The sequence below is a fragment of the Candidatus Poseidonia alphae genome (genome assembly GCF_943787815.1).
GTDB lineage: Archaea > Thermoplasmatota > Poseidoniia > Poseidoniales > Poseidoniaceae > Poseidonia > Poseidonia alphae.
This window is the reverse complement of the sequence record NZ_CALSNW010000003.1, coordinates 635,492-650,066: the sequence shown is the minus strand read 5'-3', so window position 1 is coordinate 650,066 and position 14,575 is coordinate 635,492. Positions and strand designations below refer to the sequence as shown.

Here is a 14,575-nt window from a genome sequence, read left to right as displayed (position 1 = left end):
ATGTGAAACACTGCGAGTCACTTAAGAACCCCTTTTCGGTGGGACGAAGCAACGAGAACACGGTGGTAACCATGGGACGCAAAGAAGACAACATCAAGAAGGCCACAGAGGTCATGCATATCCTTCCTCAAATTCGAAACTTGTGCATTGCTGCACACATCGACCACGGAAAGACAACACTTTCAGACAATCTCATTGCCGGTGCCGGTATGATGTCAAACGAACTTGCTGGTGCTGCTCGTGTTTTGGATTTTGACGAACAAGAATCCGCTCGTGGAATTACCATCAATGCAGCTTCGGCTTCTATGGTTCACAGTGTTGACGGAACTGATTACCTCATCAACCTCATCGACACACCAGGTCACGTTGACTTCGGTGGTGACGTTACCCGTGCTATGCGTGCAGTAGATGGATGTTTCATCCTCGCATGTGCCGTTGAAGGGCCAATGCCTCAAACAGAAACCGTTGTTCGCCAAGCTTTGAAGGAGAAGGTAAAGCCCGTTCTCTTCATCAACAAGGTTGACCGACTGATCAACGAACTCAAGGTCACTCCAGAAGACATGTTGAAGCGTTTTGAAGAAACCATCATCAAAGTCAACAAACTCATCCGCCAATTCGCTCCTGAAGAAATGAAGAAAGAGTGGCAAGTCAGTGTTATGGACGGAACCGTCGCATTCGGTTCTGCTTACCACAACTGGGGCATTACCATTCCATACATGAAGAAGTCAGGTGTATCCATGACTGAAATCTTTGAGTACTGCAACAACGAAGACCAGAAAACTTTGGCTGGGAAAGCTCCAGTCCACGAAGTTCTTCTTGACATGGCTGTTACCAAACTCCCCGGTCCCGTAGAAGCACAACCTTACCGCATCCCCAACATCTGGAACGGTGACCTTGACTCTGAAATTGGAAAAGCTATGATTTCATGCGACCCAGATGCTGAGCTCGCAATGATGATCACGAAGATTTGGATGGACCCTCACGCAGGAGAAGTTGCCGTCGGACGTATTTATTCTGGTTCCATCAACCAAGGAGAATCTGTATTCGCAATCGGCGGTGCAAAGGCCGAGCGAGTGCAACAGGTCTCCATGATGGTCGGCGGTGACAGAATCACAGTCCCTAAGGTTGTTGCTGGAAACATTGCAGCAGTTACTGGTATTCGCTCAGCAGCTGCTGGTGTGACCCTATCACGCAACAAAGACTTCGTTCCTTTCGAAGCAATCCGTCACTACTCGGACCCTGTGGTTACCGTTGCTGTTGAACCCAAGAGCATGAAGGACTTGCCCAAGTTCATTGACGCACTTCGTTCGCTCGCTAAGGCAGATGCATCCCTTCAGGTGACTACCAATCAAGAAACTGGTGAAGCTCTTCTCGCTGGAATGGGTGAACTCCACTTGGAGATTACAGTGTACCGAATTGAGGAAGAACAAAACATCAAGGTCAAGGTCAGCCCTCCAATTGTTGTTTACCGTGAAGGTATTCAGGGCAGTAGTCGTGGTCATTCGTTTGAAGGTAAATCTCCAAACCGGCACAACAGATTCTTCTTTGAAATCGAAGCCCTTCCTGATGAAGTCGTTGCTGCACTACGTTCTGGTGACCTCGGAGACGGACCAGTTCGCTCCGGAGATGCGAAGGAGACCGGAAACAAATTCGGGGAACTTGGAATGGAACGCGATACAATGCGGAAAATCTACGCTATCAAGGGAACCAACGTCCTTGTCAACGATACAAAGGGTATTCAAAACCTCCACGAAACTCGAGAACTGATCATTGAAGCATTCAACGAAGTTTGTGTCAAGGGACCGATTGCAGATGAACCTGTTCAAGGAATGTACGTTCGATTGGTTGACGCTAAACTCCACGAAGACGCCATTCACCGTGGCCCTGCTCAGACCATCCCCGCAGTACGCAACGGAATTAAGGGTGCTATGATGCGTGCCCGTACAGTGATTCTGGAACCAATGCAGAAGGCCTTTATTTCAGTGCCTAACGATTGGCTTGGACAAGTTACCCGTGAAGTCACTACTCGCCGTGGTATCATTGAAGACATGCCTTCTGAAGGAAACGTTACAACCGTTGTCGGTGTCATTCCAATTGCTGAAACCTTTGGCTTCTCAAACGACATTCGAGCTGCTTCTCAAGGGCGTGCTGTTTGGAACACCGAGAACCTTGGATTCGAGATTCTACCGCCTCAACTCTTCGACAAGGTTGTTGGAGAAATTCGCCAACGTAAGGGTCTAAAGCCTGAACCTAACCCCGAATCTTACTATTCCGACTGAGGTTGACTCATGGAACCCAGAATCATTGGGTTATATGTCAACCCACAAGGGGGAGTTCCTAAGCACGCTGTGGAAACGCTACGGGTAACCCCTACCGGTTGTGACGGTGATCGTCAAAATGATTTGAAACATCATGGTGGTCCGACAAGGGCGGTTTGTTTGATGCTTGAATCCGTGATGAAAAAACTCATTTCCGAAGGTCATCCGATAGGCCCTGGGACGACTGGGGAAAACATCCTCATTCAGGGCCTAGAACCAAATTCCATCAAGGGCGGCAGCATCCTCGATGTTGGAACGGTGAGATTACAAATCACAGGACCAGCTCCTCCTTGCAAGACCATTAAATCGTCATTTCTCAATGAGGAGTTCACGGCGCTAAGTCACAAGTTAGATCCTTCCCAAACGCGTTGGTATGCCTCAGTCATACAAGAGGGTACAGTAGCCACAGGGCAACGTGTATCTGTCCTCAGTGAATCCGAGCAAGTTGGAAGTCAGTGAGTTCTCTTAGTGCGACCATAGCTGGACCGTCTCCCAATTGGTCAAGACATTCATGCGCTTCTGCGTGGTATGCTACCGCCTTTTCCCTCGCATAGGCAATTGAGCCCAGCTCGTCGAGGGCATTGAGACCTGCCTGCAAATCTTCGGGAGCAACATCTTCGCCTTTACCCAGTACCTTCAATAGGATTTCTTTTGCCTCAGAATCAGGTTGCTGAAGGGCATGAATGACCATCAGAGTACGCTTACCTTGTGCTACGTCTGAGCCTGCTGGTTTTCCTAATGTTGCAGAATCAGAGAGTACATCGATCAAGTCATCCATCAATTGGAAACACAATCCCACCGATAATCCCCATTGAGCCATCAGTTGGATGACCTCATCATCCGCTCCCGATACACGAGCACCTATTTCTGCACAAGTAAGGAACATAACAGCGGTTTTTCCTTCTATCATTTCCAAATAGTCCTCTTCTGACACGTTAAGTCGCTCTTCAAATTCAATGTCAAGTTGTTGCCCTTCGCTGACCCGTCGAACCATCCATGCGATTCGGTTCACGAGTGGAGCAACATCTCGTGGTTCCAAGTTTTCGGCCTGAACCAATCGCTCAAAGGCGATGGCAAGCATAGCATCGCCTGCGTTAATTGCAGTGGGCATGTCGTACTCAATGTGCACGGCATTGCGCCCACGTCGGACATCATCATCGTCCATGATGTCGTCGTGTACGAGTGTGAAATTGTGGACTGTTTCGATGGCTGCACCAATGTCGAGAAGTCCTGAATGAGTATCTCCTACCGCCTTGGCGACCAGCCAGGGCAGTGTGGCTCGCATTCGCTTCCCACCTCCCTCGATCAGATGCATCATTGCATCAGCAAGTCGGGGGTGGCGAGACGCTCGCAAACTGGATTCAATCCGCTGTTCAACGAGTGGTTTTACTTCCTTAATCGAGGTGATGAGGTCCGCTCCAATAGCATTTGGAAGCATGTGGCTCACATCACCCATATCGTGAATGAGTTCGTCGCTCAGTGCTTCAAGTTCAGTCCTGTTTCCAATGGCGTCCCACCAATTTGGGTTCATTATTCTGGCCGCTATGCAGCGGAACCATGGCGCTACTGCCTCCTCAGCCTCACGCTCTTCTAGAAGCATCATTTCCAGTTGCTCATGATTAACCCACATCACTTCTGATACTTCGTTTGGATTATGATTGATCTCAACATCAGCCTGTATCACCAAAATATGGTCCAATTCACGTTCAATCCATTCCGGATTCATTCTTGAGGAATACCTCATTTTCGTCATGAATACAAAATCTTCAATTGAAATTGATTCCGGAGAGATCCCTAACTCTTGCTCCAACTTACGTATGGCTGCCCGTTTGACGCCTATTGCGTTGGTTTCATCAAGTTCTTCTTCGCTGTGGAGTGGATGAGAGCAGCATGAATTGGCCCACACGCCGGGAAAGGTCACTTTTTCCATCGACCGCCGTTGGAGTAAGAGTTCGTTGTTTGAATTGAACAGAAGAACACTGAATGCTCGATGGTACTCACCGGCACCTGAATGCGAATCCAATTTGGAAATAGGTCCAATTGCTTGGTCGTTTTCCGAGACTTGAATCACTGCCTCAGCCATCAATACGGCTTGAGTATTATCTTCCGAAAGCAAATTTTCCCGTTGAGCATCATTCAAGGCCAGTGTGGGGACATCATCAATACCGTAGCCACTCATGCGCAGTCCTCACCCATGGTGAGCGCGGTCGCTACATGAAGAGTTCTCTACTGTTGTTTGAAATCAGAGGAGGATACTGAAAGTTTAGTGCCCCTCACATCACGGCCTTTGCAAGCATGTAATACACGAGATGGGTGACCGCCATTGACCATGATGACGTCAATTCCGTGTGATGCAACGTAGAAGCCTCGGTCAACTTTCAAGCCGATTCCTCCGGTTACATCGATAGCAGATTCATGTTCGCCATCAAACACATGCTCCGGCGTAAGCACCTCGATAAGGTCTTCAGGACCAGCATTGGCGGGCGGTACTGCTAACACCCCATCGACGCCTCCTATCGCAAATACAAGACGTGAAACATCAGGTACTTCAACGGCGAGTCTTGCCACGATATCATCTCCCGATAGAATCCCAAATTCTCTATGACCATGGCAGGAAACAACATCTCCAAACGTGACCATGGTGATTCCCTTTGGGGCCTGAATAAAGTGTTCCAGTGATCCTTTGAAATCAGTCCCGGTTTCATTCGCCCATTGATGTGGAGGGAGGGAAACGGCAGAGATGTCCCGCTTCGTCAAAGCATCCATGATGTGCCGGTTGAGTTCCATCATATCGTTGCGAACTTCCTCTATGGCTTCATCTTGGGTCAGTGGCCCTAGCGAATGGGCCTCGGAGGTGTTGAGTCGCCCTTCTGCGAGTCGGTATGTTTTGGCCTTCAGATGGCCAAAGGAACCTGCTCCATGGACAAGAATAACATCAATACCTTCTCGATTGCATTCAAGGATTTGGTCAGCTAAACTTCCAATGACGTCCAGTAGCGGTTGCTTTAGAACCTCTTTCTTCGTGATTAGCCCACCGCCCCACTTGATGACCACACGCTCTCGCATAGACGGTGGTACAATGCTTGCGCCATGAGCGTACCGCATGTAAGGGGATGATTCCAAGCATTCATGAGGCAAGGCACACGAGCCATTGACATGGCGGACGAACCGAATGTTGACGAATTCATGCGACACCTTCAGGTCTGCATTGAAGAGGCCCGAACGATTGCAGATGGTGAAGAGCGAGAAAACCGGTTATGGCAGTTAGAATCCGCCCTTCAAGAAGCCATAATCTACCAAAACAGAATTGCAGAACTTAAGCGTCATGGGATCGATCCGGTACTGCTTGTTGAAAAGGAGGCATTGGAACAAAAGACTCCCGCCCCATTCAAGGTTGAGGCATTAATGACCGGCCATTCACACTGCGGTTCGTGCAATACGGTTCTTGAGAATGACCTTGATTTCTGTCCGGCCTGCGGACAAGAAAAGAAGTAATTCACTCTTCTTCTGCTTCTTCTTGCTCCCATTGAGCAACAATTTCGAGGAGTACTGGGTCATCAGGCTCGACTTGGTAAAGGTATTCTCCAGGAACTTCGTCGGTGAGGAATACTGTTTTTCCAGCGCGATAAATGGTATGTCCATCTGCAATGGCTCGCGACGTATCAACTTCAAGAATCGCTGGGCGATGGATGTGAACGTGTCCTGCTTCCATTGCGTTAGGAATGGTGCGTGAAAGGTGGACGTTCTTGCGGTCACCAGCGGTGAGACCAAATTCAAGCAATGTGGCGATGTCATCTGGAGAGCATGGGAAATAGAGTCCTTCGGGAATCTCATCTGTAGGGAGGTCCAGGTCAATTTCAATCGAGTGGGCATAGGTCGCACGGATCATACCGTTCTCGACTTGGTAGCGTCCTTTGTCATCTGCGTTGGATATGGCTTCAAAGTGCCAGGCTCGCAACCAGTGATAATGACGACGTTGCTTCCCAATGGCTTCGGAAAGTTCTCGTGCGTTCACCCATCCGTTGATGTCCATTTCAACGTTGAACTTTTCTGGAGCGTGGCGCAAAACCAGCGCTAGAATACGTCCTAGTGAATTGGATTCTTTATCGCTCATAATGAATTTTCCTTCCTCGTTACAGACGGGGCAGTTGGTTCCGGAGAAGTGTCCATGGCTTCGGCATTGGCGTAGCATAATGTGTATGCGGGCGAGACCTGTTCATGAACCCTGCGGGCAAGGAACCAACTCAAATAGATAAGTTACAATTCTCGTGAACCAGCAGCGAGTGTATGAAATGCCGCCACCCTTTCCCCTTGGTTATGGTTGATGTTGCGGTAGTCGGTGCCGGTCAGACGAAATACGGAAATCACTCACTTGGACTCAAAGGAATGTGGGCTGAGGCTGCTTTGAGCGCCTTTGAAAGTGTTGATGGAGATTTCTCACCCTCTCAAATTGATGAAGCATTCATTGGAAGCATAGCTTTTGGGGGCTCACAATTAGGAAATACAGCCGCCCTTCTCACAGAGCATTCAGCAATGGACGGTGTACCTGTTCGGCGTGTTGAGAATGCTTGCGCTTCCTCTGGATTTGCCTTCCGTGATGCATGGATGGCCATCAAATCCGGACAAGCTGATGTCGTTGTTGCTGGTGGAATCGAAAAAATGAACGATTTAACTCCAGAACGAAAACGATTCTGGCTCGGAGTATCTGGTGATACGGAATGGGAACGTCTTGCTGGTCTTACGTTTCCAGGAACCTATGCTTTGATGGCTCGCCGTCACTTCCATGAATACGATTCCAATCATGATGATTTGGTTCATATCAGCGTTAAAAACCACTCCCATGGGGCCATGAACCCCCTCGCTCACATCCAAAAGCAGGTTTCTTTTGAGAAGGCTGCAAGCGGATTTATGGTGGCAGATCCTTTGACACTGTACGATTGTTGCCCAACCTCAGACGGTGCTTCTTGCGTAATCTTGGCTGCAGACCATGTGGTTCAACAGTTTACCGACACGCCGGTTTGGATACGCGGCTCTGGTGCTGCTTCAGACCGTCTCGCTTTACACGACCGGCCTTCGATTACCCAACTTAAGGCCACAGCAGAAGCATCAAAACGAGCATATCAACAAAGCGGAATTAATCCAAGAGACATCGACCTCGCTGAAGTTCATGACTGCTTTACAATCGCTGAGTTGATGGCGACTGAAGATCTTGGATTTGCCCAGCGGGGAGAGGGTGGGATGTTTGCAAGAGACGGTCGAGGTGTTTTGAATCAAGGCGATGTCACCATCAATTCAAGCGGGGGACTGAAATCAAAAGGCCATCCACTCGGGGCAACTGGAACGGGGCAAGTCGTAGAAGTCTTCAAGCAATTAAGAGGGCAAGTTGCTAACGGGCGTCAAGTTCGAGATGCTGAAACTGCTTTGACACACAATGTAGGGGGTTCTGGTGCGACCTGCGCCGTCCACGTCTTGGGGAGGGACCGACAATGACGTCGGGAACTGATGTGTGGAAAGGATACCTCCTGGCATGGGATGAAACGTACACCTTGATTCAGTCACCCTTTATCAGTCACGGTTCACGTGTATTCGGTGCTGACAGTGACCATACAACCCTGGCGATCGCAGCCCTTCAGCATCGTCTTTCCTATGACCCTTCGGTGGATTGTGTGTCATTGGCTGAAGGCGTGAACGGTTCTATTTTCACCATGGCTACGGGTGTTGCTATGGCCGACGAAGAAACCTATGACTCCTGCAAATGGGACTTGCTCATCGGTGATGATGCAACGGTGGTTCTTGTCCAACGGGATACTTCAATTGAACTGCCAGTGCTGGACACTCAGATTGAAGTTGACCTCGAATTTCACACGGCCATCGAAAAAGCTTGGGAATCAGAACTTCTTGCTGGCCATGTCAGTCAAGGCGCCTATGTTTCAAGTGCACAGTACAACGAAGGAGGTGTTGCTCGGATGGCACTTTCCGGGCAACAATTTGGAGAACTGTTGGTTTGGCCACCTCGGCAACTGAGTAAAAACGGGGACCGAGAGGACGGGAGAATTTCACTAAAACCTCTTGGAAGCGTCGCAAGTTGGACCAAACTGTCAGCAGCGGGGGCTCCGTCAGAATTTTCTCTAAGAGCACCCTTACTTGGCGGCTTAACCACTGTATTTTTGGACCTTGAAGATGGGCCAAAAGGGGTGTTCCTCATGGTTGATGATGAAGAAAATGAAGTCGCTATCGGTGAAACTGTTGAACTGGTCGTTCGACGTATTTACGCACAAGAAGGAATGATTCGCTACGGTCTTCGTGGGCGTATCATTTGATTGGAGGAAAGCCTTCATACAAAGGAATGCCCCCGCAGTATCATGGCTGGTTTCGGCGGATTGCGGAAAGGAAGAAATGAGGCTGTAGACAATCTGGGCTACAACGAGGAAGGCGATTGCCCGCGGTGCGGTGGCAATGCTCAAGATTCGACCATGAAAGGTTACCTCCAATGTGGCTCTTGCAATCACGAGTGGGCCGACCCCAACTACGTTGAGGAGAAAAAAGCAATAAAACCACCATCTTACAAGCGAGATGAAGACCTCATTCGACAATTTCGACAAGACATGCAGTCTGGAGAACTTGCAGATGTTCTCGGTGTTAAAGAAGAATTGACGGGGGAGCAAGAACAATCTCTCAAACGCCTGGAAGACAAGTGGATGTCCGGAATGCAAGGTCATTTCAATGCGGCAACTGAAGAGCGAAAACCGCTGATGATTAGTTTTGATGATGAGGACAACATCGTTTCAACAGAAGTTGGCTCGATTACCTTGGTGGACAACGGATTTGATGGAGGTGAAGAAATTCGTCTGGAATATCCCGGCAGAGGTACAGAATTTTACGCCTACAATGAGCGAAGCCCAACTGGATGGAAGCGTGGTCCAACTGCGGAAGCAACGGCCCGTTCAATTGCTAACGTGATCAATCGATCATCCAAATTGGTCTACGCAAGCATCTCTGGGAATCGTGTTGGTTTTGAGCTGCGAGACGATTCTCTTAAGCGAGCGTCATTCGTACTTTTCGTGGATGACCCTGGTGGCACAGATATTATCGCAGAAAAGGGCGGAGTCGTATTGGATTCTCGAGACCCGGTGACCCTACAAGATTACAGAACCGTTGTGGAATTGGTTTTGGAAGATGGAATTATCTCTCCTAGTGAAGATCAATTGCTTTGGGCCATGCGTGAACAATTGGGTATTGATGACATGTATCACGTGCAAATGGTCATGGATATATGCGGAAAAGATGCGGTAAAAGAATGCACAACTTGTGGAAACATGGCGGATTTGTATGAAGAATACGCTGCATGGTATTGCAAGGCATGCGAAGCATGGTGTTGAGGGGAAAACAACGAGCAACCAGTTGTTCTATAGGTTAATCGTTCGTGACATTTTTACCTGTTCACACCTGCACTCTCTATTTTAACGGTGGGACTCTTCATAAACTCCACCGTTATGGATATGTCAGTGAGCCTATGGCGAAAGATGTATTGTATATTGGAATTGATTTGGGAACCTTCCGCTCCGTGATGGTATCCTCGGACAGTCATGAAGTTGAAGAGTTGACCGTTATTGGTACTCCAAAAGACCCTATCGCTCGGAACTTTTTGAAGCGAGATGTTCTTTTCGGGGAAGAAGCCCTCAAAAACCGGCTTGCATTGAACCTCTTCCGCCCTTTGGAACTTGGTGTCATCAAGGATACTCCTGAAGACCGTGAATTCATTGCGCACTTTATCACCCATTTGATTGGACTTTCAGACCCAGAAGAATACGATCGTGTTGTCGCAGTGATCGGCGCACCTGCTGAAGCAAGTCACGTTGACAAGACAGCAATTTTTGACGCTGCTGCAGGTTCAGTAAACTCAGCCATGATCATTTCGGAACCCTTTGCTGTAGCCTATGCACTCGACATGATCAACCACACACTCGTGATTGACATTGGTGCCGGTACAACCGACCTTTGCCGCGTCTACGGGACCATCCCAGGACCTGGCGACCAAATGCATACTGGATATGCCGGTGACTATGTGGACAACCAAATCATCAAGGAAGTACAATCCAAATACAACGGTGCTCAAATCACCAAGGATATGGCTCGTCGATGGAAGGAGCAGCATTCCTTTGTTTCAACAGGAGCACCCGAAGAACCTGTTTTGGTCGATTTCTCCATTGATGGAAAAGCCATGACATTGGACATCACCGACTGCATTCAACGCGCTTGTGAATCCATTGTCGACCCAATCGTTGAAAATGTTAAAACTCTGATTGCTGAATCCAACCCAGAATACCATGACGAGTTCCGTAAGAACATGGTCCTAGCTGGTGGCGGCTCATCCATACGTGGATTGGGCGCACTCATTGAACGCCGTCTTTCTGATATGGGCGACGTCAACGTTCACGTTGTCGACGACCCAGTCCGTTTGGGCGCAATGGGCGGCCTACGTTTGGCTATGGAAGTCCCCGAAGAAATGTGGAAGAACCTGACCTTGGCAAGCCGCTGAGGTTCAACGCCCCTCATCTCTGTCCAGTTGATTCGAGTTACTTCGGCCGGTTCTCAACGGTTACTTTCAATTGAAAGCAACCTGTGCTACCATCATGGCGCATGAATTTCGGGAGGACCACCTTCCCTTTCCCATGCCCAATCGAAAGCATGCATTGTCCCAATCCTGGGAACACCTTTCATTCATGCATTGGGAAGTTAATCCCGAACTTCTTCTCCCTCACCTCCCAAGCGATGTTGAATTGGATCTGTTCGACGGGAAGGCGTATGTTGGCACCATCCCGTTTGAGATGATGCATGTTCGGCCACGCTGGTTCATCTCTGTGCCTGGTGTCTCCAACTTCCCCGAGTTCAACATTAGAACCTACGTCACACGTGATGGTCAACCGGGTGTGTTTTTTTTAACACTTGACGCTCAAAGCAGAATCACGTGCTTTCACGCACCGCGCTCCTATGGACTCCCGTACAGGTATGCAAAATGTTCACTGACGGTGACCGACGATACCTACACATGGTCTTCTAGACGACGATCCGACGGCGTCGTGTTGAAAGGTTCGTGTAAAGCAGTAGGTGAGGCGATCTCTGCTCAACCAGGTACGTTGGAGTATTTTCTCTTTGAACGGTATTGTTTGTACACCGTCCACAAAGGAATTCTCCATCGCGCCTATACTCAACACAACCCCTGGGTCTTTCATTCAGCAGAAGCATCAATTGAACACAATTCATTGACTGAATCATACAATTTAGGTATCAACAGACCGCTACAACCCGACCATGTACATCTTTCCAAGGGTGTCGATGTAAGGACATGGTCGATAGAACCTTTGTGAGGTTCAAGCGTTGCCAGCGGCTTCAACTTCGGCCCAATCACGCATGAATCCTTCAAGTCCTTTGTCGGTGAGCGGGTGGGTCATCAATTGACGGAATGTCTTTGCAGGCATGGTTGCTGTATGCGCACCAAGTTGGATGCATTGCAACACATGGGTTGGGTGGCGAATTGAAGCAGCCAAAACCTTAGTGTCAATATCGTAGTTGGCCCAAGTGTTCATGATTTCGGCTATAAGTTCCATTCCATCATGGCCTGTGTCATCAATTCGTCCAATGAAAGGGGAAACATATGTCGCCCCTGCTTTAGCCGCCATCAATGCTTGAGATGCAGAAAATATGAGCGTTACGTTAGTTTTAATTCCATCATCTGACAATACCTTGGTTGCAGCGAGCCCTTCAGGCGTGCATGGAATCTTGATAATGACATTTTCAGGCAACTCTGCTTTCAGTGCACGTCCTTGTTCAATCATCCCTGCAGTATCCATTGCAGTGACTTCTGCAGATATGGGTCCGTCGCAAATGGATGCAATTTCAGCAACGACTTCTTTGAAATCTCGACCTGACTTTTTGATCAGCGAAGGATTGGTAGTCACGCCGTCCAGTATTCCCCATGCTGCGATTTCACGAATTTCATCTACGTCGGCTGTGTCCAGAAAGAACTCCATAACAACAAGACACGGGAGGCACTCTTTCAACTATTGGTAGGCCAAATCAGCATCAGTTCTCGTACGATGTATATTTTGCTGAACTTCCTTTGGACATTTCAATCGGATATTTGGCTCGATTTTTAGCAATCTTTTGAATCATTGCTTGGACCGGTTCAATGCCCAAAACAGAACACAAACGGAGGCAATAGACCATGACGTCAGCAATTTCATCTTTAATTTCTCCATGCAATTGCGGGTTCTCCATGACATCATCCAGAGTGGGATTGGACCACTGGACCGTTTCGCTTAACTCGCTTGCCTCAATTAGAATTGAGGACATTAAATTTTTGACACTATGAAATTGCTCCCAATCACGTTCGCGTGTGAATTCATCGATGATGTCCATCACATTCGATAGCGTATCCTTGTCTCCCATGAGGAGGCCAGGGGCATTTGACTAATGGTTATTCAGCAGGTTCACTTACGTGAGATTGACCTTTCAGCAGCCATTACAATATGGGCAGCATTGAGCCCCATCAGTTCAAGCATCTCATCAGCTTGTCCAGACTCCCCAAATCGGTCTTTTACTCCAACCCGTTCTAGCGGTGTTCCGTTGGTTGTAGAGAGGTGTTCGGCGACGGCACCGCCAAGTCCACCGATGATCGAATGGTCTTCCGCAGTTACAAGAGCTCCGCATCGTTCTGCGACAACATCGATGAGTGTTGCATCGATTGGTTTGATGGTGTGCATGTCCACTACTGTAGCGTCTATACCCTTTTCAGCCAGTAACTCGGCTGCTTTGAGTGCCTCAGCGACCAGCACTCCACATGCAATGATGGCAACGTCTGACCCGTTTTTGAGTTCAATACCCTTTCCGATTTGAATGACATCTTCACCCGCATCGTCGTACAAAACTGGGGTTTTGTTGCGAGCTGTTCGCATGTAGGATGGAGAGGATGAGGCAGCGAGTTGTTTGGTTAATATTCGAGTACTTACGCTATCGCTTGGGTGTATGACGGTGACGTTGGGTAAGGTCCTGTAAATTGCAAGGTCTTCAATGGATTGTGCTGATGAGCCGTCCGTCCCTGTATGCGTTCCACCATGGGACCCACAGAGGTGAACCGGTAGGTTCGGTCGAGCGACACCGTTTCTCATCTGCTCAAAAGCCCGTTCCGTAAAGATAGCAAAGGTAGATGCAAATGGAATGTAACCGCTAGCGGCCATGCCTGCAGCAACAAGGAGCATGTTTTGCTCACCAATACCGCAAGAAACAGTTCGTTCTGGATGGGCCTTTCTAAAATGCAGGGATTTGGTTGATTTACCAAGATCTGCCTCCAGAACAACGACGTTCTTATTGTCAGCGAGCTCAAGCAAAGCTTGGCCGTAGCCATCTCGGGTTGCTTCCATCTTGGTCATGCAGACACCCCCAATTCTTTCATGGCTAATGCATACTGTTCTTCATTTGGTGCAGCACCGTGGAACGAAGGATTGTCCTCCATGTAAGAAATTCCTTTTCCTTTTACGGTTTGAGCGATGAGAATGGATGGTCCGTCGTTTGATTGTGCGAGGAAGTCCAAACCCTCCACAATTTCTTCCATGCTGTGCCCGTCAATTTCCATAACATTCCAGCCAAAGGCCTTCCATTTCGCAGGAATGTCGAACATGCGCATCTGAGTTTCACAGAAATCATCGTTTTGGATTCGGTTTCGGTCCAAAATGACGTTCAAATTACCGAGTTCATGGTGAGCGGAGGCCATGGCTGCTTCCCAGACGCTTCCTTCTTGGATTTCCCCATCACCGAGCATGACGTAGGTCTGTCGATTGCTTCCATCCAATCGTGCGGCAAGAGCGGTACCCATTCCAAAGGAGAGTCCCATACCTAAGGAACCGGCGGAGAAATCTACGCCAGGGCACCATTTCATGTCGACGTGTCCCTGGCATATGCCTCCGAGCACACGATACGATTCCAAGTCTTTTACACTGATGAATCCCATTTCGGCGAGAATGGCATACATACCAGGTGAGGCATGACCCTTTGAAAGAATGAAACGGTCACGGTCACCCCACTTCGGTTCACTCGGTCGAACATTGAGTTGTGTTTTGTAGAGAGCGGTTAGCAAATCTATTTCGGAGAGAGAGCCACCAGGATGCCCAGCTTGTGCTCTGTAAACCATGTCCACGATGTGGACTCGACATTTTCGTGCAACTTCTCTTAATTCATCAGCCGTCGTCATGGTTACACCA

The 14,575-nt window shown here is 48.7% G+C and carries 15 protein-coding genes; 8 read left to right on the top strand and 7 right to left on the bottom strand.

The genetic code is table 11. The features are described 5' to 3' along the window. The first annotated feature begins 71 nt into the window (after positions 1-71). Both AAA857_RS07535 and AAA857_RS07530 read left to right on the top strand, forming a co-directional pair. Complete coding sequence (locus AAA857_RS07535; protein WP_338174340.1) at positions 72-2,279, top strand: elongation factor EF-2; 2,208 nt, start codon at positions 72-74, stop codon at positions 2,277-2,279. Between the two features lie 9 nt (positions 2,280-2,288). Continuing rightward, positions 2,289-2,777 carry an MOSC domain-containing protein gene (locus tag AAA857_RS07530; protein ID WP_338174339.1) on the top strand — a complete coding sequence of 163 codons (489 nt, stop codon included), beginning with the start codon at positions 2,289-2,291 and terminating at the stop codon, positions 2,775-2,777. On the opposite strand, the gene idi is transcribed toward AAA857_RS07530, so the two are convergent. After that, positions 2,746-4,497: an isopentenyl-diphosphate delta-isomerase gene (idi, locus tag AAA857_RS07525; RefSeq protein WP_338174338.1), complete on the bottom strand. Its 1,752-nt coding sequence runs from the start codon at positions 4,495-4,497 to the stop codon at positions 2,746-2,748. The two genes, AAA857_RS07530 and idi, sit on opposite strands and share 32 nt — an antisense overlap. 47 nt (positions 4,498-4,544) lie before the next feature. Beyond that, positions 4,545-5,423, bottom strand: a complete 879-nt coding sequence (locus tag AAA857_RS07520; protein WP_338174337.1) for an isopentenyl phosphate kinase — start codon at positions 5,421-5,423, stop codon at positions 4,545-4,547. Between the two features lie 51 nt (positions 5,424-5,474). On the opposite strand from AAA857_RS07520, the gene AAA857_RS07515 reads away from it, so the two are divergent. Next, positions 5,475-5,813, top strand: a complete 339-nt coding sequence (locus AAA857_RS07515) for a hypothetical protein (RefSeq protein WP_338174336.1) — start codon at positions 5,475-5,477, stop codon at positions 5,811-5,813. Between the two features lies 1 nt (position 5,814). On the opposite strand, the gene AAA857_RS07510 is transcribed toward AAA857_RS07515, so the two are convergent. Further along, positions 5,815-6,432, bottom strand: coding sequence for an RNA 2'-phosphotransferase (locus AAA857_RS07510; RefSeq protein ID WP_338174335.1), 618 nt, complete (start codon positions 6,430-6,432; stop codon positions 5,815-5,817). Positions 6,433-6,635: 203 nt separating this feature from the next. Here AAA857_RS07510 and AAA857_RS07505 point away from each other — a divergent pair, with 203 nt between their 5' ends. From AAA857_RS07505 to AAA857_RS07485, 5 genes are all read left to right on the top strand, one after another. Further along, positions 6,636-7,808 carry a thiolase domain-containing protein gene (locus tag AAA857_RS07505; protein ID WP_338174334.1) on the top strand — a complete coding sequence of 391 codons (1,173 nt, stop codon included), beginning with the start codon at positions 6,636-6,638 and terminating at the stop codon, positions 7,806-7,808. Next, a complete protein-coding gene (locus AAA857_RS07500) occupies positions 7,805-8,638 on the top strand; it encodes a hypothetical protein (protein ID WP_338174333.1) in 834 nt (277 codons plus the stop codon). The genes AAA857_RS07505 and AAA857_RS07500 overlap by 4 nt, the downstream gene beginning before the upstream one ends. Before the next feature lie 42 nt (positions 8,639-8,680). Beyond that, on the top strand, positions 8,681-9,697 hold the full coding sequence (locus AAA857_RS07495; protein ID WP_338174332.1) for a hypothetical protein: 1,017 nt from the start codon (positions 8,681-8,683) through the stop codon (positions 9,695-9,697). A gap of 134 nt (positions 9,698-9,831) precedes the next feature. After that, positions 9,832-10,857 (top strand): rod shape-determining protein, encoded by a 1,026-nt coding sequence (locus AAA857_RS07490; protein WP_338174331.1) that lies wholly within the window; start codon positions 9,832-9,834, stop codon positions 10,855-10,857. A gap of 94 nt (positions 10,858-10,951) precedes the next feature. Continuing rightward, positions 10,952-11,686, top strand: a complete 735-nt coding sequence (locus AAA857_RS07485) for a DUF2071 domain-containing protein (RefSeq protein ID WP_338174330.1) — start codon at positions 10,952-10,954, stop codon at positions 11,684-11,686. A gap of 3 nt (positions 11,687-11,689) precedes the next feature. On the opposite strand, the gene fsa is transcribed toward AAA857_RS07485, so the two are convergent. Genes fsa through AAA857_RS07465 form a run of 4 tightly spaced genes read right to left on the bottom strand, consistent with a single transcriptional unit; the run spans position 11,690 to position 14,565 of the window. After that, positions 11,690-12,349, bottom strand: coding sequence for a fructose-6-phosphate aldolase (gene fsa, locus AAA857_RS07480; protein WP_338174329.1), 660 nt, complete (start codon positions 12,347-12,349; stop codon positions 11,690-11,692). A 52-nt stretch (positions 12,350-12,401) separates the two neighbouring features. After that, on the bottom strand, positions 12,402-12,767 hold the full coding sequence (locus AAA857_RS07475; RefSeq protein WP_338174328.1) for a nucleotide pyrophosphohydrolase: 366 nt from the start codon (positions 12,765-12,767) through the stop codon (positions 12,402-12,404). A gap of 41 nt (positions 12,768-12,808) precedes the next feature. Further along, positions 12,809-13,747, bottom strand: coding sequence for a transketolase C-terminal domain-containing protein (locus AAA857_RS07470; protein WP_338174327.1), 939 nt, complete (start codon positions 13,745-13,747; stop codon positions 12,809-12,811). Next, positions 13,744-14,565, bottom strand: a complete 822-nt coding sequence (locus tag AAA857_RS07465) for a transketolase (RefSeq protein ID WP_338174326.1) — start codon at positions 14,563-14,565, stop codon at positions 13,744-13,746. The genes AAA857_RS07470 and AAA857_RS07465 overlap by 4 nt, the downstream gene beginning before the upstream one ends. Positions 14,566-14,575: the final 10 nt, after the last annotated feature.